Source organism: Micromonospora sp. NPDC051924, assembly GCF_055586005.1.
The window spans coordinates 57956-77264 of the sequence record NZ_JBVJJA010000019.1; the positions used below are offsets into that span (position 1 = coordinate 57956).

A 19309-nucleotide genomic window follows, 5' to 3' on the forward strand; every position below is an offset into this window, starting at 1 on the left:
CCGGGGTGGCGGAGTCACCCGATCGGGATCCACTACGGTGCGTAGGATTCGCTCCGTGAAGCCTTCCGTCCGGTTCCCGGTCTCCCCGACGCTGCTGGCGCGCCTCGCGTACACCTCGATCATCGCGAACGTGGCGATCGTGGTCACCGGCGGGGGCGTCCGGCTCACCCGCTCCGGGCTCGGCTGCCCGACCTGGCCCCGGTGCACCGACGGGTCGTACACCACCACCCCCGAGATGGGCGTGAACGGGGCGATCGAGTTCGGCAACCGGCTGCTCACCTTCGTGGTGGGGATCATCGCGCTCGCCGTGGTGCTGGGCGTGCTCGCCCAACGCCCCCGCCGGCGCGGGCTGCTGCCGCTCTCGGTCGCCGTGCTCCTGGGCATCCCCGCGCAGGCGGTGATCGGCGGGATCACCGTGCTGACCCACCTCAACCCGTGGGTGGTCGGGCTGCACTTCCTCGCCTCGATGGTGGTCATCGCCGCCGCGTACGCCCTCTGGCGGCGCATCGTCGAACCGGACGAGCCGGCGACGCCCACCGTGCCGGCGCCGCTGCGTACCCTCGCCCTGCTCACCACCCTGGTCAGCGCGGCGGTGCTGGTGGTCGGCACCTGGGTGACCGGCAGCGGCCCGCACGCCGGCGACCAGGGCGCGGCCCGCAACGGGCTCGATCCCGAGGCGATCTCCCAGGTGCACGCCGACGGGGTGTTCCTGCTCATCGGCCTGTCGGTGGCGATGGTCCTCGCGTTCCGCGCGGTCCGCGCCACCCGGGCCGCCCGGGCCGCCGCAGTGCTGGTCGCCGTGGAGCTGGGCCAGGGACTGATCGGCTTCGTGCAGTACTTCACCCACCTGCCGGTCGTCCTGGTCGCCGCGCACATGCTCGGCTCCTGCCTGGTGCTGCTGGCCACCCTGGCGGTGCTCTGGTCGACCCGGGAACGCCGTCCGGTCGCGCCGCCGGTGCGGCCCGCGCCGGCCGCCGAACCGGTCACCGCGGTCGCCTGACCCGACACCGGGACACCGCGCCCGGCGTTAACCCCGGGACCGGGCGGGAACCCGGCGGCGGAGAGATCCGTACGCCGAGGGGAGCGCCCGTGTCCACCAGAGGGCTGTCCACCGCCGTCCCGCAGCGGCTCACCCCCGTGGCCGGCGCGCCGCTGTGGTGCGACGCGCGGGAGTTCGGGCTCACCGGCGACGGGGTGACCAACGACCAGCCGGCGCTCTCCGCCCTGGTGGACCGGCTGGGCGACGGGTACGCCGCGGACGGCCGGGCCCGGGTGATCTGGTGCCCGCCCGGGATCTACTCGATCCGGGACGCCGGCACGGTGTGGCGCAGCGGGGTGTCCCTGATCGGCGCCGGTCCGGCGGCGACCCGCTTCCTGCTGAGCAACGAGGGCAACCGGGCCGCCCCGGTGCCGCTGGCGTACTGGACGGTGCTGCAGCACGGGGCCAGCCGGGAGCGGCACATCGCGGACTGCACCTTCGCCGACTTCGAGATCGACGGCTCCGGGGTGGGCCAGGTCCAGTACTGCTACCTCGCCAAGGGCCTGGGCATCCAGTACATGGTCCGGGGGGTCTTCCGGAACCTCTACATCCACCACACCGGGGCGAGCGGCCTGGGCTGCGACTTCCTCCAGGACAGCCTGATCGACGGGGTGGTCGCGGTGGGCTGCGGCCGGCTGGACAACGGCGAGGAGATCGGCGGCGCCGGCATCGGCATCGGGGTCGGCGGCTGGGGCGAGGTGGAGCGGCTCACCATCGCCAACTGCACCACGGTCGGCAACGGCACCAACGGGATCTTCCTGGAGCTGCAGAAGGACTGGTGGCCCCCGCCGCGCGGCTACCGCATCATTGGCTGCCACAGCCAGGCCAACCGGTTCGGCATCTCCGACTGGGGCACCGACGGGCTGATCGTCACGGGCTGCACGCTCAGCGACAACCTGGAGGCCGGCTTCGACGTCTCGGCCAACGGCACGGCCGGCATCGCCGGGCGCGGCGGGCTGCTCGCCGACTGCGTGATCGACTGCAACGTCGGGGACGGGATCAGCATGGGCAACTCCCCCGGGCCGTACACGATCCGGGGCAACCGGATCAGCCGCAACGGCGGGTACGGGTACCACGAGCACGACCTGGGGCACGGCTTCACCGGGCCGGCCGCCGACGTGGTGCTCGACGGCAACGAGATCTGGGAGAACGGGCTGGACGGCATCCGGATCGACCGGCCGATGACCGACGCCACGGTGGTGAACAACCGGATCCGCAACAACGGCCGCCGCTGCGCGCCGGCGGCGAGCGGGGCGGGCGAGTCGGTGCGCTACGGCGACCGGAAGATGGTCGACTCGGCGGCACACTGGCCGCCCGACGGGCACCGGGGAAAGATCGTCCGGGTCGGCTCGCACACCGCCGTGGTCGTCGCGAACACCGACACCGAGCTGACCCTCGCCGAGGTGCGACCGGACTCGGTCACCGGCTGGAACGAGGACATCCCGCACCCCGGCGCGCGGTACGAGCTGCCGGACGGGCCGCCGATCCGGGCCGGGATCGCCGTCAACGCCGCGTTCGACTCCGCCACGGTGCGGGCCAACCGGATCTGGGACCACCGGGACGACCGGACCCAGACGTACGGGCTGTGGGTCACCGGCCGGGGCAGCTGCCTGTCCTGCCGGGTGGAGGACAACGACTTCGTCGGCAACGCCGAGGCCGCGGTGCGCCTGGACACCCCGCCGGTGGGCGGCCACTGGCACCGCAACCACCAGGACGTGCCCTGACGCCGCCGGGCGAGTGGCCGACGCGGGTTGCGGCAGCTGGGGGTGTCATCGGGCCCGGAGGCCCCGAGATGCCGCAACCCGGGGTCGATCAGGCCCCGCCCGGGGGCGGTCGGTCAGGTGCCCGCGGTCAGGTGGGTGGCGATCGCCGCGGCGAGGCGGTCCGGGGCGCCGTGGGCGTACCCGATGAACAGGCTCGGCTCGGTGAGTTCCAGTTCGACCACGACGGGCGCGCCGTCCCGGCCGGGGATCACGTCGACCCGGGCGTAGAGCAGCCGGTCCGTGCCGCCCGGAACCACGGCGAGGGTCTTCTCCGCGGTGTCGAGCTGCTCGGGGGTGGCCGTCCGGGCGTCGATCCGCTCCTCCTTGTAGAGCTCGGCCACGCCCAGGTCGGGGCCGGTCAGCATCGGCCCCTTGCGGATCGCGTGGCTGAACGCCAGGCCGTCGGGCCTCGCCAGGAAGAGCAGCGCGGTCTCCCCGGCGGTGTCCACCGCGCCGAGGTACGGCTGGACCATGGTGACCCGGCCGGCGGCGGAGAGCCGCCGTACGTGCGCCTCGGCCAGCTTCCGGTGCTCCGGGTCGGCCAGGTCGTACCGGCCGGTGTCCTGGCTGCCCGCGCTGACCGCCGGCTTGAGCACGATCTCGCCGGAGTCGGCGGGCGGGGCCCAGCGCTCCCCCGGCTCGACCCAGGTGGTCGGCACGGTCGGCACGCCCGCCGCCGACAACTCGGCGAGGTAGCGCTTGTCCGTGTTCCAGGTGACCACGTCGGCGGGGTTGACCAGGTGCGGGACCGTACGCGCCCAGGCGACGAACTCGTCGCGCCGCAGCGCGTAGTCCCAGGGCGAGCGGAGCACGACCAGGTCGTAACCGGACCAGTCCACGGCCGGGTCGTCCCAGCGGGCCGGCTCGGCGGTGACGCCGCGCGCGGCGAGCGGGCCGAGCACGAGCCGGTCGTCCGGGTCGAGGTCGGGCAGGGCGGAACAGGTGACGAGAGCGACCCGGGGTTCCCCCCGGGTCGACTGGTGGTGGTTGGTCAATTTATGTCAACGGGCCATCGTGCGTCGGGCCATCGACCGCCAGAGGTCGTTGCTCGGCCGCATCTGGTCCATCAGCTCACGCTCCCAGGCGTTCTCGACGGCGACCCCGGCCGTGGCGCAGGCCTGCCGCGCGATGTCGGTGCCGTCGGCGAACTGGTCGGCCCACGCCCCGTCCTCACCCACGAGGACGATGCGCGCGCCGCGCTTGCCGACGTACTCGATGACCGCCTTCGCCCCGCCGTGCCCGGCGGCGAACGACTTGATGCCCGCGACCAGACCGTTGGGGGCCTGCTCGGCGGTCTTGTCAGCCGTCAGCGTCGTATCGGAACCATCTGCCATGACGCGAAGCCTAAGCAGAGTTCCACCCACGTGTGCGAGAACGATGAACTAATTGTGATGCCAATTACCTACAGGTTTAAGGAAGACCACAGGTAATTCGCCCGTACATGTCCGCTATATCCGGGCGAAGCGGACAGGGAAGATCGTCACAGTCTGTCCCACTTGAGCCGCCCTGGCTCAGGCCGAAAAAAATTCTGATGAATCCGTCACCTGCGGGAACTCATCCATCCCGGTCAGTGCGGAACAGACCCCTACACCAGGGCGTCAAGCGCGACGGCCGCGAAGAGGATCGTGAGGTAGGTGGTGGACCAGTGGAACAGCCGCATCGGCTTGACCGCCTCGCCGCGCGCCGCGCGCCGGCACAGCTTGTGCGCCTCCACCACGAAGATGCCGCCGACCACCAGCGCGGTGACCCCGTAGATCGGGCTCATGCCCAGCGGCCAGACGGCCAGCGACGAGAGCAGGGTCAGCCAGGAGAAGATGATGATCTCGGCGTTTACCCGGCGGACCGAGGCCACCACCGGCAGCATCGGGATGCCGGCCCGGGCGTAGTCGGCCTTGTACTTGATCGCCAGCGCGTAGAAGTGTGGCATCTGCCAGAAGAAGACCACCGCGAAGAGCCCCCACGCGGCAGGGGCCAGCGAGCCGGTGACCGCGGCCCAGCCGATCAGCACCGGGGCCGCCCCGCAGGCGCCGCCCCAGAAGGTGTTGGCCGCCGTGGTCCGCTTGAGCCAGAGCGTGTAGACCAGGTCGTAGTAGGCGATCGCGGCCAGCGTCAGCGCGGTCGCCAGCCAGTTGGTGAACGCGGCCATCAGCACGATCGAGACGACCGCCAGCACCAGTCCGAAGACCAGCGCGTTGCGCGGCGACACGGTGTGCGCGGGCAACGGCCGGCGCTTGGTGCGCCGCATCAACTGGTCGATGTCCCGGTCGATGTAGCAGTTGAGCACGCTGGCCGCACCGGCGGCGAGCGAACCGCCGACCAGCACCACCGCCACCAGCCAGAGCGAGGGCAGCCCGCCGTCGGCGAGCATCATCGCCGGCACCGTGGTGACCAGCAGCAGCTCGACGATCCGCGGCTTGGTGAGGGCCACGTACGCGGCCACCACGGCCCGCACGTCCCGCCGCCCGGTCGCCGACGCCTCCGCCACCGTGCGCACCGGCGGCTGCCCGGCAGAGTTGCTGACGGGGCGCTCGGTGATCATGCTCACGGATTGCCACCTTCCGGCTTCGGCGGGGGAGGTCGGGGTCGGTGGCGGCCCTGGGCGGGTCCACACACCGCCCCACACACTACGCGGCGTCGTTTTGGCTGCCCCGCAGACCCGACAACGGTGCGGGCCGTCACACCCGACGGTGAACGACCGATCCGGTCGGACGCGTACAGAACACCATGCAGAGATCCCCGGGCGGACGTTTAGGGACGCTCGATAGGGTCATCAGTGAGGGTTCCGCCCATCTGCCGAGGAGCACAACCATCGTGGCTGCCAACCGACCCGAGCTTCCCGCTCTCAACTGGTCCGACCTCGACCGCAGGGCCGTCGACACGGTCCGCGTGCTGGCCATGGACGCCGTGGAGAAATCCGGCAACGGCCACCCGGGCACGGCGATGAGCCTCGCCCCGGCGGCGTACCTGCTCTTCAACCGGGTCATGCGGCACAACCCGGCCGACCCGAACTGGCCCGGCCGCGACCGGTTCGTGCTCTCCGCCGGCCACTCCAGCCTGACGCTCTACATCCAGCTCTTCCTCTCCGGCTACCCGCTGGCCCTGGATGACCTCAAGGCGCTGCGTCAGTGGGGTTCGCTCACCCCGGGTCACCCCGAGCACGGCCACACCCCCGGTGTCGAGACCACCACCGGCCCGCTGGGCCAGGGCATCGGCAACGCGGTCGGCATGGCCATGGCGGCCCGCCGCGAGCGCGGCCTCTTCGACCCCGAGCCGGACCGCGGCGACTCCCCGTTCCGCCACGACATCTGGTGCATCGCCTCGGACGGCGACATCGAGGAGGGCATCAGCCACGAGGCCAGCGCGCTCGCCGGCCACCAGCAGCTCGGCAACCTCTGCCTGATCTACGACGACAACGAGATCTCGATCGAGGACGACACCCGCATCGCCAAGAGCGAGGACGTCGCGGCCCGCTACGAGGCGTACGGCTGGCACGTGCAGACCGTCGACTGGCGCCGTGGCGACGCCGACCAGGGCGACTACCACGAGGACGTGGAGGCGCTCTACCAGGCGCTGCTGGCCGCCAAGGCGGAGACCGGCCGTCCCTCCTTCATCGCGCTGCGCACCATCATCGGCTGGCCCGCCCCGAACAAGAAGAACACCGGCAAGATCCACGGCTCGGCGCTCGGCGCCGACGAGGTGAAGGCCACCAAGCAGATCCTCGGCTTCGACCCGGAGCGGACCTTCGAGGTCGACGACGAGGTCCTCAAGCACGCTCGTCAGGTGATGGACCGGGGCGCCGAGGCCCAGGCGGCGTGGACCACCACGTTCGACGCGTGGGCGCAGGCCAACCCGGAGCGCAAGGCGCTGTGGGAGCGGATGTCCACCCGTACCCTCCCGACGGGCTGGGCGGACGCCCTGCCGACCTTCCCGGCCGACGCCAAGGGCGTGGCCACCCGGGCCGCCTCCGGCAAGGTGCTGGAGGCCCTCGCCCCGGTGCTGCCCGAGCTGTGGGGCGGCTCCGCCGACCTGGCGGAGAGCAACAACACCACCATGAAGGGCGAGCCGTCGTTCGTCCCGGCCGAGCACGCCACCAAGGACTTCCCGGGCGACGAGTACGGCCGCACCCTGCACTTCGGCATCCGTGAGCACGCCATGGGCGCGATCCTCAACGGCATCGCCCTGCACGGCGGCACCCGCCCGTACGGCGGCACGTTCCTGGTCTTCAGCGACTACATGCGCCCCTCCGTCCGGCTCGCCGCGCTGATGAAGCTGCCGGTGGTCTACGTCTGGACGCACGACTCGATCGGCCTCGGCGAGGACGGCCCGACCCACCAGCCCGTGGAGCACCTCACCGCGCTGCGCGCCATCCCCGGCCTGGACGTGGTCCGGCCGGCCGACGCCAACGAGACCGCCTGGGCGTGGCGGCAGGCGCTGGAGCACACCGACCGGCCGACCGCACTGGCGCTCAGCCGCCAGGCGCTGCCGACGCTGGACCGGACCGAGCTGGCCGGCGCCGAGGGCACCGCCAAGGGCGGCTACGTGCTGGCCGAGGCGTCCACCGGCAAGCCGCAGGTGATCCTCGTCGGCACCGGCTCCGAGGTGCAGCTGTGCCTCACCGCCCGGGAGCGGCTGGAGGCCGACGGCACCCCGACCCGGGTCATCTCGATGCCCTGCCAGGAGTGGTTCTTCGCGCAGGACGAGGCGTACCGGGAGTCGGTCCTGCCGCGCGGGGTAAAGGCACGGGTGAGCGTGGAGGCGGGCATCGCCATGTCCTGGCGGGGGATCGTCGGGGACAGCGGCGAGAACGTGAGCCTGGAGCACTACGGGGCGAGCGCGCCGCACACCGTGCTCTTCGAGCAGTTCGGGTTCACCCCCGACCGGATCGTGGCCGCCGCGCACGCGGCGCTGACCCGGGTGGGCGACATCACCGGTTTCACGACCGGCAACTGAGGGGAGCGTGGACGGCATGACCGACAGGCTTGGTGAGCTGAGCGCCGCGGGTGTGGCGATCTGGCTCGACGATCTTTCCCGGACCCGGCTCAGCTCGGGCGGGCTCGACCAGCTCCGGCGGGAGAAGCATCTGGTCGGGGTGACCTCCAACCCGACCATCTTCGCCAAGGCGCTGAGCGACGCCGACGAATACAACTGGCAGCTCAAGGACCTCGCCATCCGTGGGGTGGACGTCGAGGAGGCCGTCCGCCTGCTCACCACGTACGACGTGCGGTGGGCCTGCAACGTGATGCGCCCGGCGTACGACGCGAGTGGCGGGGTGGACGGCCGGGTCTCCATCGAGGTCGACCCGCGGCTGGCCCACGAGGCGGAGAAGACCGTCGCCGAGGCCGGGGCGCTGTGGTGGCTGATCGACCGGCCGAACCTGTTCATCAAGATCCCGGCCACCGAGGCGGGCCTGCCGGCCATCACCGCCACCCTGGCCCAGGGGATCAGCGTGAACGTCACGCTGATCTTCGGCCTGGACCGATACTCGCAGGTCATGGAGGCCTTCCTGGCCGGTCTGGAGCAGGCGAAGGCGAACGGGCACGACCTGTCCAAGATCGGCTCGGTGGCCTCGTTCTTCGTCTCCCGGGTCGACACCGAGGTGGACAAGCGGCTGGAGAAGATCGGCTCGGACCAGGCCAAGGCGCTGCGCGGCAAGGCCGCCGTGGCCAACGCCCGGCTGGCGTACGAGCGTTACAGCGAGGTCTTCGGCTCCGACCGGTGGCAGAAGCTGGCCGAGGCCGGCGCCCACCCGCAGCGCCCGCTGTGGGCATCCACCTCCACCAAGAACCCGGACTACCGGGACGTCATCTACGTCGAGGAGCTGATCGCGCCCGGCACGGTCAACACCATGCCGGAGCCGGTCATCCACGCCTTCGCCGACCACGGTGAGACGCGCGCCGACACGGTCACCGGCGGCTACGACGAGGCCCGCAAGGTCTTCACCGACCTGCAGGCCGTCGGCGTAGACATGTCGGACGTGATCGCCACCCTGGAGCGGGAGGGCGTGGAGAAGTTCGAGGCGAGCTGGCTCGAGCTGCTGGACGGGGTCAAGAAGTCGCTCACCGAGGCGGCCAAGGGCGCCGGGCAGCCGGGCCGGGCCGCGAAGGGCAGCGCGCAGGCCGCCGAGCAGGCCGGGGGCAACGCGTGACGAACGGCGCCGGACGCGTCCCGGGGCACCGCCCCGGGTCGCGCCCCGCCGTCCCCGCCCCCGACGACGGGGCCCGGACATGAGTGACGTGCTGGCCGGTCCGGCGGAGGTCGCCGGCGGGCTGTCCGTACACGGCGCGGGCGCGGTCGACGCGGCCGCGCCCGCGTCGGTGCGCGCGGCCCTGGTCGACCGGGACGTCCCGGCCCGGCTGGCCGCCAAGGATCCCACCCTGTGGGGTCCCGACGCGGAGGCGGCGAAGGTCCGGCTCGGCTGGGTGGACACCCACGGGCGCAGCCGCGACCTCCTCCCCCAGCTCGCCGAACTGGTCGCCGAGCTGGCCGACCTGGATCACGTGGTGCTCGCCGGGATGGGCGGCTCCTCGCTCGCCCCGGAGGTGATCACCCGGACGCTGGGCCGGCCACTGACCGTGCTGGACACCACCGATCCGGGGCAGGTCCGGGCCGCCCTGGCCGACCGGCTGGAGCGGACCGTGGTGGTGATCTCCAGCAAGTCCGGTTCGACGGTGGAGACCGACAGCCACCGGCGGGCGTACTGGCAGGCGTTCCTGGACGCCGGGATGAGCGAGGCGGAGGCGGCCCGGCACTTCGTCGTGGTCACCGACCCGGGCTCCCCGCTGGAGGCGACCGCCGCCGAGATGGGCGTGGTCACCATCCTCGCCGATCCGGAGGTGGGCGGCCGGTACTCGGCGCTCACCGCGTTCGGCCTGGTCCCCGCGGCCCTCGCCGGCGTCGCGGTGACCGACCTGCTGGACGACGCGGACGCGCTCGCCGGGTCGCTGGGGCGGAACCGCGACAACCCGGCCCTGGCCCTCGGCGCGGCGCTCGGCGCGGCGGCCACCACGGGCCGGGCCACCGTCGCCCTGACCACGGACGGCACCGGCGTCGACGGGCTGGGCGACTGGGCCGAGCAGCTGCTCGCCGAGTCGACCGGCAAGGACGGGGTGGGGATCCTGCCGGTGGTGCTGGAATCCCCCGACGCCCCCGGCGCCACCGCCCCGGACGTGCTCACCGTGAGCTACGGCGGGGCGCTCACCCCCGGCCAGGCCCCCGGCGCCGGCGTCGCCGACCTGGCGGTCAACGGCCCGCTCGGCGCCCACTTCCTCGCCTGGGAGTACGCCACCGCGGTCGCCGGGGTGGTGCTCGGCGTCAACCCGTTCGACCAGCCGAACGTCGCCGAGAGCAAGGAGAACACCGCCCGCATCCTCGCCGCCGGGCCACCCGCGGAGGCGCCGTCGTTCACCGACGGTCCGGTCGAGGTGTACGCCCCGGTCGACGCCCCCGGTGACCTGGTCGGCGTGCTGCGGTGGCTGCTGGACGGGCTGGGCGACGACGGATACCTGGCGGTGACGGCGTACCTCGACCGGCTGGGCGACGCGGCGGTGGCCGGGCTGCGCCCGGCCCTGGCCCGGGCCACCGGACGCCCGGTGACCTTCGGGTGGGGTCCCCGGTCCCTGCACTCGACCGGGCAGTACCACAAGGGCGGCCCCCGGGCCGGCAGCTACCTTCAGGTGACCGGCGCGGTCACGGATGATCTGCCGGTGCCCGATCGCCCGTACACCTTCGGGGAGCTTCAGGCGGCGCAGGCCGCCGGCGACCGGCAGGCCCTGGCCCGCCGGGGGCGAACGGTGCTGCGACTGCACCTGACCGAGCGGGCGGCGGGCGTCGCCCAGCTGCTGGATGCTGCCGGACGGACACGGACGTGACGATGAATGACGTGGAATCAGCGGAGCGAGGAGGCAGCATGAACCCGCTGCGCGACCCCCAGGACCGGCGCCTGCCGCGGATCCCGGAGCCGTGCGCTCTGGTGATCTTCGGGGTGACCGGTGACCTGGCCCGCAAGAAGCTGTTGCCGGCGGTCTACGACCTGGCCAACCGGGGGCTGCTGCCGCCCGGTTTCGTGGTCCTGGGCTTCGCGCGGCGGGACTGGGGCGACGGCGACTTCGAGTCGCTGGCCCACGAGGCGGCGAAGAAGCACGCCCGTACCCCCTGGCGCGAGGAGGTGTGGGCGCGGCTGGCCGGCAACATCAAGTTCGTCGGCGGCTCGTTCGACGACGACGCCGCGTTCGACCAGCTCGCCGCGACCCTGGACGAGCTGCGCGAGTCGCACGGCATCGCCGGCAACGCCGCTTTCTACTTCTCCATCCCCCCGGCGGCCTTCCCGGTGGTGCTCAAGCAGCTCGCCCGCACCGGCATGGCGGACAACGCCAAGTCCGGCGGCTGGCGCCGGGTGGTGGTGGAGAAGCCGTTCGGCCACGACCTGCCCTCGGCGAAGGCGCTCAACGACCTGGTCGACGACGTCTTCACCCGGCAGGACGTGTTCCGGATCGACCACTACCTGGGCAAGGAGACGGTCCAGAACATCCTCGCGCTGCGGTTCGCCAACAACCTGTTCGAGCCGCTGTGGAACTCCAAGTACGTCGACTCGGTGCAGATCACCATGGCCGAGGACGTCGGCATCGGCACCCGGGCCGGGTTCTACGACTCGGCCGGCGCGGCCCGCGACGTGCTCCAGAACCATCTGCTCCAGCTCCTCGCGCTGGTCGCCATGGAGGAGCCGACCAGCTTCGACGCCGACGAGATCCGGGCCGAGAAGCTGAAGGTGCTCAAGGCGATCACCGTGCCGAAGGACGTCGTCCAGGACACCGTCCGCGGGCAGTACCTGCCCGGCTGGGTCGGCGGCGAGCGCGCCGTCGGCTACCTCGACGAGGAGGGCGTCCCCCAGGACTCCACCACCGAGACGTACGTGGCGGTGAAGCTCGGCATCCAGAACCGGCGCTGGGCCGGGGTGCCGTTCTACATCCGGGCCGGCAAGCGGCTGCCCCGGCGGGTCACCGAGGTGGCCATCATGTTCAAGAAGGCGCCGCACCTGCCGTTCAACGCGGCCGACATGGAATCGCTCGGCCCCAACCAGCTCGTCATCCGGGTCCAGCCGGACGAGGGCGTGGTGCTGAAGTTCGGCTCCAAGGTGCCCGGGACGACCATGGAGGTCCGCGACATCGCGATGGACTTCCAGTACGGCGAGGCGTTCACCGAGTCCAGCCCCGAGGCGTACGAGCGGCTGGTGCTGGACGTGCTGATCGGCGACCGGACGCTGTTCCCGGACGCCGCCGAGGTGGAGCAGAGCTGGCAGGTGCTGGACCCGCTGGAGCACGCCTGGACGGGCACCAAGCCGGAGCCGTACCGGGCCGGCGAGTGGGGTCCGCGGGCCGCCGACGAGTTGCTGGCCCACGAGGGCCGGGCTTGGCGGAGAGCGTGACCGAGCACTGCGACCGAACCAGGAGGCTCCCGTGATCGGGTTGTGGGACACCACCGGCAACGAGGTGGTCAAGGCGCTCGCCGCCGAACGGCGCAGCGCGGGTGGCGTGGCCAGCGGCATGGCGCTCAGTCTGATCGTCGTGGTGGACGAGAAGCGGGTGCGGGAGGCGGAGGCGGCGGCGACCATCGCGGCCTCGGCCCACCCGTGCCGGCTGCTCGTGGTGGTCCGCACCGACGTCGAGCGGGAACGCAACCGGCTGGACGCGGAGATCGTCGTCGGCGGCCGGCTCGGCCCGTGCGAGGCGGTGGTCATGCGCATGTACGGCCGGCTGGCGCTGCACGCCGAGTCGGTGGTGATGCCGCTGCTGGTGCCGGACGTGCCGGTGGTGACCTGGTGGCACGGCGAGCCGCCGGAGGAGATCGCCACCGACTTCCTCGGCGTGGTGTCGGACCGGCGGATCACCGACTCGGCGCAGGCCGCCGACCCGATCGCCGCGCTGCGACAGCGGGCGCGCGACTACGCGCCGGGCGACACCGACCTGGCCTGGACCCGGATCACCCCGTGGCGCACCCTGGTCGCCGGGGCGTTCGACACCGCGCAGGCGAAGGTCACCGAGGCGACCGTGGTCGCCCCTCGGACCGACCCGACGGCGGCGCTGATGCGCGGCTGGCTGACCGCCCGGCTCGGCATCGACCCGGTCTGGGAGCACACCGACGAGTTCCCCCGGATGCGCGAGGTGCAGCTGCGCTGCGCCAACGGCGACGAGCTCACCCTCACCCGGGACGAGAGCGTGGCGCGGTTCCGGCGGACCGGCCAGGAGGACCGTACGCTGCCGCTGGTCCGCCGCCCGCTCGGCGACGAGCTGGCCGAGGAGCTGCGCCGCCTCGACGCCGACCAGGTGTACGCGGAGGCGCTCGGGGCGGCCGCCGGCCTCACCGGGCTGGACCAGCGTCCGGCCGGGCGGGTGCACGTGTGGAAGGATCCGGCGACCGCCCAGCGCGCCGAGGCGGGCGTTACCGCGCATGCCGGCGCGACCGCCAACGAATGAGGTCGGCGGGCAGCAGCACGGACCGCTCGGCGGTCGGACAGCACAGGTGACCGCCGTGGGGCGGCCGGAGCACGAAGGCGCGATGGATGAGTGAGGCGAGTGTCGCCGTACACGCCGACCCCGACCTGCTGGCGCAGGCGGTGGCGGCCCGGTTGGTGGTGAAGCTGCTCGACGCGCAGGCGGACCGGGGCCAGGCGTCGGTGGTGCTGACCGGCGGGCGGATCGCCGCGGCGGTGTACCGGGCGGTGGCGGCGCTACCGGCCCGGGACGCCGTCGACTGGTCCCGGGTCGACGTCTGGTGGGGCGACGAGCGGTTCCTGCCGGCCGGTGACCCGGAGCGCAACGAGACGCAGGCCCGGGCGGCGCTGCTGGACGTGGTGCCGCTGGACCCGGCGCGGATCCACCCGATGCCCGCCTCGGACGGGCCGGCCGGCAACGACCCGGAGACGGCCGCCGCCGGGTACGCGCAGGAACTGGCCCGGGCCGCCCGGCCGGGCCACGCCGCGCTCCCCCACTTCGACGTGCTGCTGCTCGGTGTCGGCGAGGACGGGCACGTGGCCTCGGTCTTCCCCGAGCACCCGGTGCACCACGACAACCGGCCGGTCAGCGCGGTCCGGGGCAGCCCCAAGCCGCCCCCGGTGCGCACCACGCTGACCCTGCCGGCGATCAACACGGCCGAGGAGGTCTGGCTGGTGGCGGCCGGCGCCGACAAGGCCCGGGCGGTGGGCATGGCGCTGGCCGGCGCCGGTCCGGTGCAGCTGCCGGCGGCCGGCGTGCACGGCGTCACCCGCACCCTCTGGCTCCTGGACCGGCCCGCCGCGGCCGACGTCCCGCCCCGCTCGCGCAGCCTGCGCTGACCTAACCGGGCGACACAACTTCGGGGAAGTTGCTGCCTCCGCGCGCCCGGAGGCAGCAACTTCCGCGAAAATGCGCGGATCTTGGGGACGCGCGGAGGCGCGTCAGGCTTGGCCGCGGCGGCGGCGGAGGGTGTCTAGGGCCTCGGCGAGGAGGGCCTCCGCCTCCTCCGGGGTGCGCCGCTCCTGGACGTACGCCAGGTGGGTCTTGTAGGGCTCGGCGCGCTGCCGGCCGGGTGGGTTGCCCGGGTCGGGGCCGGCCGGCTCGCCGCAGCGGGGGCAGTCCCAGGTGGCGGGCGCCTCCGCCTCGGCGGCGATGAGGAACTGGACCCGGTGGTCGTTGCGGCACCAGTAGACGACCGGGCGACGGGGGGCCGGCTCGGTGCGCTGGTCGAAGCGTTCGGGGGCGGACCCGATCCGGGTGCCGCGGATGACGTTGCCACTCGGCACGGCTGCTCGCTCCTGTCGTCGGAGGGGACCGCCGCTCGGGGGTGGGCGGCGGGCGACGCGGTGCAGCGGGAAAACAAAACTGCGCGCGGTCCGTGACGGACCGCGCGCAGATTGTACGACTCGACGCGCTGGATCAGGAGCTGAGCTGCAGCCGGAGCCAGAGCCCGATCCCGATGATGCACGCGAACCAGACGATTCCGACCAGAACGGTGTACCGGTCGAGGTTCTTCTCGGCCACCGACGAGCCGGCCAGGCTGGAGCTGACGCCACCGCCGAACATGCTCGACAACCCACCGCCCTTACCTCGGTGCAGCAGGATCAGCAGGGTGAGCAGAATGCTCGTGATGATCAACAACACGATCAACGTGTACGCGAACGCGATCGGCATGGCGGGGGTCAGTCCTCTCGTAGCGATCAGCTGCCCGGGCTGGTCGGGCATGGTGGCACCGGCCAGCGGACGGGCAGCGTCAAGGATAGCGAGCGATCAGCGGGCGATGTGCTCCGGGAACCGGCAGATCTGCGCGAATTCCTCGGCGTCCAGGCTGGCGCCCCCGATCAGGGCCCCGTCCACGTCCGGCTGGGCCATGATCGCGGCGATGTTCGACGCCTTGACCGACCCGCCGTAGAGGATCCGGACCTGCTCGGCAGTGTTCTCGTCGTACGTCTCGACGAGCCGCTTGCGCACCTCGCCGCAGACCTCCTGGGCGTCCTCGGGGGTCGCCGTCTTGCCGGTGCCGATCGCCCAGACCGGCTCGTACGCGACGACGACCTTGGTGACCTGGTCCGCGGTGAGCCCCTTGAGCGCGCCGTCGAGCTGGTCGCAGCAGTGCGGCACGTGCTTGAGCTGCTCGCGGATCTCCAGCCCCTCACCGATGCACAGGATCGGCGTGAGGCCGTTCTCCAGGGCGGCGGCCACCTTGGCGTTGACCAGCGCGTCGTCCTCGTGGTGGTACTGCCGCCGCTCCGAGTGGCCGACCACCACGTAGGTGCAACCCAGCTTGGCGAGCATCGGCCCGGCGATGTCCCCGGTGTACGCGCCCGACTGGAACGGCGACAGGTCCTGCGCGCCGTAGCCGATCAGCAGCTTGTCGCCGTCCACCGCGGTCTGCACGGTACGCAGGTCGGTGAAGGGCGGCAGGACCACCGTCTCGACGTCGGTGAGCTGCTTCTCGGTGAGGCTCGCGGCCAGCTTCTGCACCAGCAGGTTGGCCTCGAGGTGGTTCAGGTTCATCTTCCAGTTGCCGGCCATCAGCGGCCGGCGGGTGGTGCTCGCCATTCAGTTCTCCAGGGCCGCGATGCCGGGGAGGGTCTTGCCCTCCAGGTATTCCAGGGAGGCGCCGCCGCCGGTGGAGATGTGCCCGAAGGACGACTCGTCCAAGCCGAGGGCGCGCACCGCCGCGGCGGAGTCGCCGCCACCGACCACGCTGAACGCGTCGGCCTTGGTGATCGCCTCGGCCACCCCGCGGGTGCCGTTGGCGAACGCGGCCATCTCGAACACGCCCATCGGGCCGTTCCAGAAGATGGTCTTCGCCTGGGACAGGGCGGCGGCGAAGCCGGCCACCGTCTCCGGGCCGATGTCCAGGCCGAGCCGGTGGCTCGGGATGCCGTCGGCCCGCACGACGTCGTGGTCGGCGTCAGGGGCGAAGGCGGTCGCGGCCACCACGTCGACCGGGAGCATGATCTTGCCCGGCTCGCGCTCCATGAGGTTGCGGCAGGTCTCGACCATCTCCTCCTCGAGCAGCGAGGTGCCCACCTCGTGGCCCTGGGCCTTGAGGAAGGTGAAGCACATCCCGCCGCCGATGAGCAGCCGGTCGACCTTGGGCAGCAGCGCCTCGATCACGGCCAGCTTGTCGGAGACCTTCGAGCCGCCCAGCACCACCACGTACGGCCGGTCCGGCTCGCCGGTCAGCTTGCTGAGCACCTCGACCTCGCGCAGCACCAGCCGCCCGGCGACGTGCGGCAGCCGGGCCGGCACGTCGTGGACGCTGGCGTGCTTGCGGTGCACCGCGCCGAACGCGTCGTCGACGTACGCCTCGCCGAAGGCGGCGAGCTGGTCGGCGAAGGCGCCCCGCTCGGCGTCGTCCTTGCTGGTCTCGCCCTTGTTGAAGCGCAGGTTCTCCAGCAGGGCGACCTGGCCGTCGGCCAGGCCCTCCACGGTGGACCGGGCGGAGTCGCCGACGGTGTCCTCGGCGAAGTGGACCGGGGCGCCCAGCAGCTCGCCGAGCCGCCCGGCGACCGGGCGGAGGCTGAACGCCGGGTCCGGCGCGCCCTTCGGGCGGCCCAGGTGCGAGCAGACGACCACCTTGGCGCCGGCCTGCACCAGCGCGCCGAGGGTCGGCAGGACGGCCCGGATCCGGCCGTCGTCGGTGATCTCACCGGTCTGCTTGTCGAGCGGGACGTTCAGGTCGGCGCGCACCAGCACGCGCCGACCCGACACCCCCTCGCCGAGCAGGTCGTCGAGGTTGCGGATGCTCACAGCGACGAACCCACCAGCTTGACCAGGTCGACCAGGCGGTTCGAGTAGCCCCACTCGTTGTCGTACCAGCCGACGACCTTGACCTGGTTGCCGATCACCTTGGTCAGCGGCGCGTCGAAGATGCAGGACGCCGGGTCGGTGACGATGTCGGCGGAGACGATCGGGTCCTCGTTGTAGACCAGGATGCCCTTGAGCGGGCCGTCGGCGGCGGCCTTGAGCGCGGCGTTGACCTCGTCCACGCTGGTCTCCCGGCCGACCGTGACGGTCAGGTCGGTGGTGGAGCCGGTCGGGATCGGCACCCGCAGCGCGTAGCCGTCCAGCTTGCCCTTGAGGTCCGGCAGGACCAGACCGATCGCCTTCGCGGCGCCGGTCGAGGTCGGCACGATGTTGAGCGCGGCGGCCCGGGCCCGGCGCAGGTCCTTGTGCGGCGCGTCCTGCAGGTTCTGGTCCTGGGTGTACGCGTGGATGGTGGTCATCAGACCCTGCTGGATGCCGAACGTGTCGTGCAGCACCTTGGCCATCGGGGCGAGGCAGTTGGTGGTGCAGGAGGCGTTCGAGATGATGTTGTGCTTGGCCGGGTCGTACTGGTCCTGGTTGACGCCCATGACCACGGTGACGTCCTCGTTCTTCGCCGGCGCGGAGATGATGACCTTCTTGGCCCCGCCGTCGATGTGCGCCTTCGCCTTGGTGGCGTCGGTGAAGAAGCCGGTGGACTCGATGACCACATCCACGCCGACCTCGGCCCACGGCAGCTTGCCCGGGTCCTTCTCCTCGAATACCCGGATGGACTTGCCGCCCACGGTGATCTCGTCGGCGGTGGCCTTCACCTCGTGCGGGAGGCGGCCCAGGATGCTGTCGTACTTGACAAGGTGGGCGAGCGTGGCGTTGTCGGTCAGGTCGTTGACCGCCACGACCTCGATGTCAGCGCCGGACGCCAGCACTGCCCGGAAGAAGTTGCGGCCGATCCGGCCGAAGCCGTTGATGCCAACCCGGATGGTCACAGGTCCCATCTCCTCGCGTTCTGGTCCGCCGGCGTAAGACCCCGGCCGGCGGAGATGTGTTCGCCGACCGTTGGAGCCGGCCGTTGACGGTTCATCTCGGCCACCCCGCCGCGCGGTCCGTGGGGACCTGACCGCCCGAGGCGGTGAGCACGGCGAGGGATGCCTGTGCCGGCCCCCTTGCCGTACGCAGCGACCTTATCCGAGCGCGCGCCGCCGCGCTGCGGCGGGTGGAGATCACTGCCGCAGCACAACGCCTCACCGTCCTATCAGACCACGAGCATGTCGGGCGTGACGGCCGCTTCCGTATCCGGGATGCCCAGGTCGCGGGCCCGCTTGTCGGCGAGCGCGAGCAGCCGGCGGATCCGGCCGGCGATGGCGTCCTTGGTCAGCGGCGGGTCGGCCAGGGCGCCCAACTCCTCCAGCGAGGCCTGCCGGTGCTCCAGGCGCAGCCGGCCGGCCGAGGTGAGGTGGTTGGGGGCGTCGTCGGCGAGGATCTCCAGCGCCCGGGTGACCCGGGCGGCGGCGGCCACCGCGGCGCGGGCCGAGCGGCGCAGGTTGGCGTCGTCGAAGTTGGCCAGCCGGTTGGCGGTCGCCCGGACCTCCCGGCGGACCCGCCGCTCCTCCCAGGCCAGGACGCTGGAGTGGGCGCCGATCCGGGTGAGCAACGCGGCGATCGCGTCGCCGTCCTTGACCACTACCCGGTCCACCCCACGCACCTCGCGGTTCTTGGCGGTGATGCCGATCCGGCGAGCCGCGCCGACCAGCGCGAGCGCCGACTCCGGCCCCGGGCAGGTGATCTCCAGCGCGCTGGAGCGGCCCGGCTCCGTGAGCGAGCCGTGCGCCATGAACGCGCCGCGCCAGGCCGAGACTGCGCAGCAGACGTTGGCGGCCACCACGTGCGGCGGCAGGCCGCGCACCGGGCGGCCCCGGACGTCCAGCAGGCCGGTCTGCCGGGCCAGCGCCTCGCCGTCCTTGACCACCCGCACGATGAAGTGGCTGCCCTTGCGCAGCCCGCCCGAGGCGAGCACGTGGATCTCGCTCGGGTAGCCGTAGACCTCGGCGATCTCCCGCCGGAGCCGCCGGGCCACCGCGCCGGTGTCCAGCTCCGCCTCGACCACGACGCGGCCCGACACGATGTGCAGGCCGCCGGCGAAGCGCAGCAGGGCGGCCATCTCCGCCCGCCGGCAGCAGGGCTTGGGCACGTCGACCCGACTCAGCTCGTCCTTGACCGCAGCCGTCATCGCCACAGTGCGCCCC

Annotated in this window: 17 protein-coding genes; 8 read left to right on the forward strand and 9 right to left on the reverse strand. The window is 72.5% G+C overall.

What is annotated here, in order from left to right; genetic code table 11:
- The first annotated feature begins 37 nt into the window (after window positions 1-37).
- Both ACZ6S5_RS17140 and ACZ6S5_RS17145 read left to right on the forward strand, forming a co-directional pair.
- Window positions 38-1000 carry a COX15/CtaA family protein gene (locus ACZ6S5_RS17140; RefSeq protein ID WP_466001380.1) on the forward strand — a complete coding sequence of 321 codons (963 nt, stop codon included), beginning with the start codon at window positions 38-40 and terminating at the stop codon, window positions 998-1000.
- A gap of 89 nt (window positions 1001-1089) precedes the next feature.
- The gene (locus ACZ6S5_RS17145; protein WP_466001382.1) at window positions 1090-2763 is read left to right on the forward strand and encodes a right-handed parallel beta-helix repeat-containing protein; all 1674 of its coding nucleotides are present in this window, start codon (window positions 1090-1092) and stop codon (window positions 2761-2763) included.
- A 113-nt stretch (window positions 2764-2876) separates the two neighbouring features.
- Here ACZ6S5_RS17145 and ACZ6S5_RS17150 read toward each other — a convergent pair whose 3' ends face one another.
- The 3 genes from ACZ6S5_RS17150 to ACZ6S5_RS17160 form a co-directional block, all read right to left on the reverse strand.
- On the reverse strand, window positions 2877-3797 hold the full coding sequence (locus tag ACZ6S5_RS17150) for an ATP-grasp domain-containing protein (RefSeq protein WP_466001384.1): 921 nt from the start codon (window positions 3795-3797) through the stop codon (window positions 2877-2879).
- A 6-nt stretch (window positions 3798-3803) separates the two neighbouring features.
- A complete protein-coding gene (locus ACZ6S5_RS17155) occupies window positions 3804-4136 on the reverse strand; it encodes a hypothetical protein (RefSeq protein ID WP_466001385.1) in 333 nt (110 codons plus the stop codon).
- A 251-nt stretch (window positions 4137-4387) separates the two neighbouring features.
- Entirely contained in the window at window positions 4388-5347 is a 960-nt protein-coding gene (locus ACZ6S5_RS17160; protein WP_466001387.1) for a heme o synthase, read from the reverse strand.
- A 266-nt stretch (window positions 5348-5613) separates the two neighbouring features.
- Between ACZ6S5_RS17160 and tkt the strand changes: the two genes are divergently transcribed.
- From tkt to pgl, 6 genes are all read left to right on the forward strand, one after another.
- On the forward strand, window positions 5614-7752 hold the full coding sequence (gene tkt, locus ACZ6S5_RS17165) for a transketolase (RefSeq protein WP_466001389.1): 2139 nt from the start codon (window positions 5614-5616) through the stop codon (window positions 7750-7752).
- A gap of 16 nt (window positions 7753-7768) precedes the next feature.
- Window positions 7769-8947, forward strand: coding sequence for a transaldolase (tal, locus tag ACZ6S5_RS17170; protein WP_466001391.1), 1179 nt, complete (start codon window positions 7769-7771; stop codon window positions 8945-8947).
- A gap of 79 nt (window positions 8948-9026) precedes the next feature.
- A complete protein-coding gene (locus ACZ6S5_RS17175) occupies window positions 9027-10670 on the forward strand; it encodes a glucose-6-phosphate isomerase (protein ID WP_466001393.1) in 1644 nt (547 codons plus the stop codon).
- Between the two features lie 38 nt (window positions 10671-10708).
- Window positions 10709-12223: a glucose-6-phosphate dehydrogenase gene (gene zwf, locus ACZ6S5_RS17180; RefSeq protein WP_466001395.1), complete on the forward strand. Its 1515-nt coding sequence runs from the start codon at window positions 10709-10711 to the stop codon at window positions 12221-12223.
- Window positions 12224-12254: 31 nt separating this feature from the next.
- Window positions 12255-13271: a glucose-6-phosphate dehydrogenase assembly protein OpcA gene (locus tag ACZ6S5_RS17185; RefSeq protein WP_466001397.1), complete on the forward strand. Its 1017-nt coding sequence runs from the start codon at window positions 12255-12257 to the stop codon at window positions 13269-13271.
- Window positions 13272-13357: 86 nt separating this feature from the next.
- Window positions 13358-14128 (forward strand): 6-phosphogluconolactonase, encoded by a 771-nt coding sequence (pgl, locus tag ACZ6S5_RS17190; RefSeq protein WP_466001399.1) that lies wholly within the window; start codon window positions 13358-13360, stop codon window positions 14126-14128.
- Between the two features lie 102 nt (window positions 14129-14230).
- On the opposite strand, the gene ACZ6S5_RS17195 is transcribed toward pgl, so the two are convergent.
- The 6 genes from ACZ6S5_RS17195 to whiA form a co-directional block, all read right to left on the reverse strand.
- Entirely contained in the window at window positions 14231-14575 is a 345-nt protein-coding gene (locus ACZ6S5_RS17195) for an RNA polymerase-binding protein RbpA (RefSeq protein ID WP_466001401.1), read from the reverse strand.
- Between the two features lie 133 nt (window positions 14576-14708).
- Entirely contained in the window at window positions 14709-14963 is a 255-nt protein-coding gene (secG, locus tag ACZ6S5_RS17200) for a preprotein translocase subunit SecG (RefSeq protein ID WP_466001502.1), read from the reverse strand.
- Window positions 14964-15059: 96 nt separating this feature from the next.
- On the reverse strand, window positions 15060-15851 hold the full coding sequence (gene tpiA, locus ACZ6S5_RS17205; RefSeq protein WP_466001403.1) for a triose-phosphate isomerase: 792 nt from the start codon (window positions 15849-15851) through the stop codon (window positions 15060-15062).
- Window positions 15852-17051 (reverse strand): phosphoglycerate kinase, encoded by a 1200-nt coding sequence (locus ACZ6S5_RS17210; protein WP_466001405.1) that lies wholly within the window; start codon window positions 17049-17051, stop codon window positions 15852-15854.
- Window positions 17048-18052: a type I glyceraldehyde-3-phosphate dehydrogenase gene (gene gap / locus ACZ6S5_RS17215; protein ID WP_466001407.1), complete on the reverse strand. Its 1005-nt coding sequence runs from the start codon at window positions 18050-18052 to the stop codon at window positions 17048-17050. The genes ACZ6S5_RS17210 and gap overlap by 4 nt, the downstream gene beginning before the upstream one ends.
- 266 nt (window positions 18053-18318) lie before the next feature.
- Complete coding sequence (whiA, locus tag ACZ6S5_RS17220) at window positions 18319-19299, reverse strand: DNA-binding protein WhiA (RefSeq protein ID WP_076467662.1); 981 nt, start codon at window positions 19297-19299, stop codon at window positions 18319-18321.
- Window positions 19300-19309: the final 10 nt, after the last annotated feature.

Bases quoted from the DNA above. Each gene is read 5' to 3' on its own strand.
- tal (WP_466001391.1), top strand. From the start codon at position 7,769: ATGACCGACAGGCTTGGTGAGCTGAGCGCCGCGGGTGTGGCGATCTGG.
- secG (WP_466001502.1), bottom strand. From the start codon at position 14,963: ATGCCGATCGCGTTCGCGTACACGTTGATCGTGTTGTTGATCATCACG.
- ACZ6S5_RS17175 (WP_466001393.1), top strand. From the start codon at position 9,027: ATGAGTGACGTGCTGGCCGGTCCGGCGGAGGTCGCCGGCGGGCTGTCC.
- tpiA (WP_466001403.1), bottom strand. From the start codon at position 15,851: ATGGCGAGCACCACCCGCCGGCCGCTGATGGCCGGCAACTGGAAGATG.
- pgl (WP_466001399.1), top strand. From the start codon at position 13,358: ATGAGTGAGGCGAGTGTCGCCGTACACGCCGACCCCGACCTGCTGGCG.
- ACZ6S5_RS17155 (WP_466001385.1), bottom strand. From the start codon at position 4,136: ATGGCAGATGGTTCCGATACGACGCTGACGGCTGACAAGACCGCCGAG.
- zwf (WP_466001395.1), top strand. From the start codon at position 10,709: ATGAACCCGCTGCGCGACCCCCAGGACCGGCGCCTGCCGCGGATCCCG.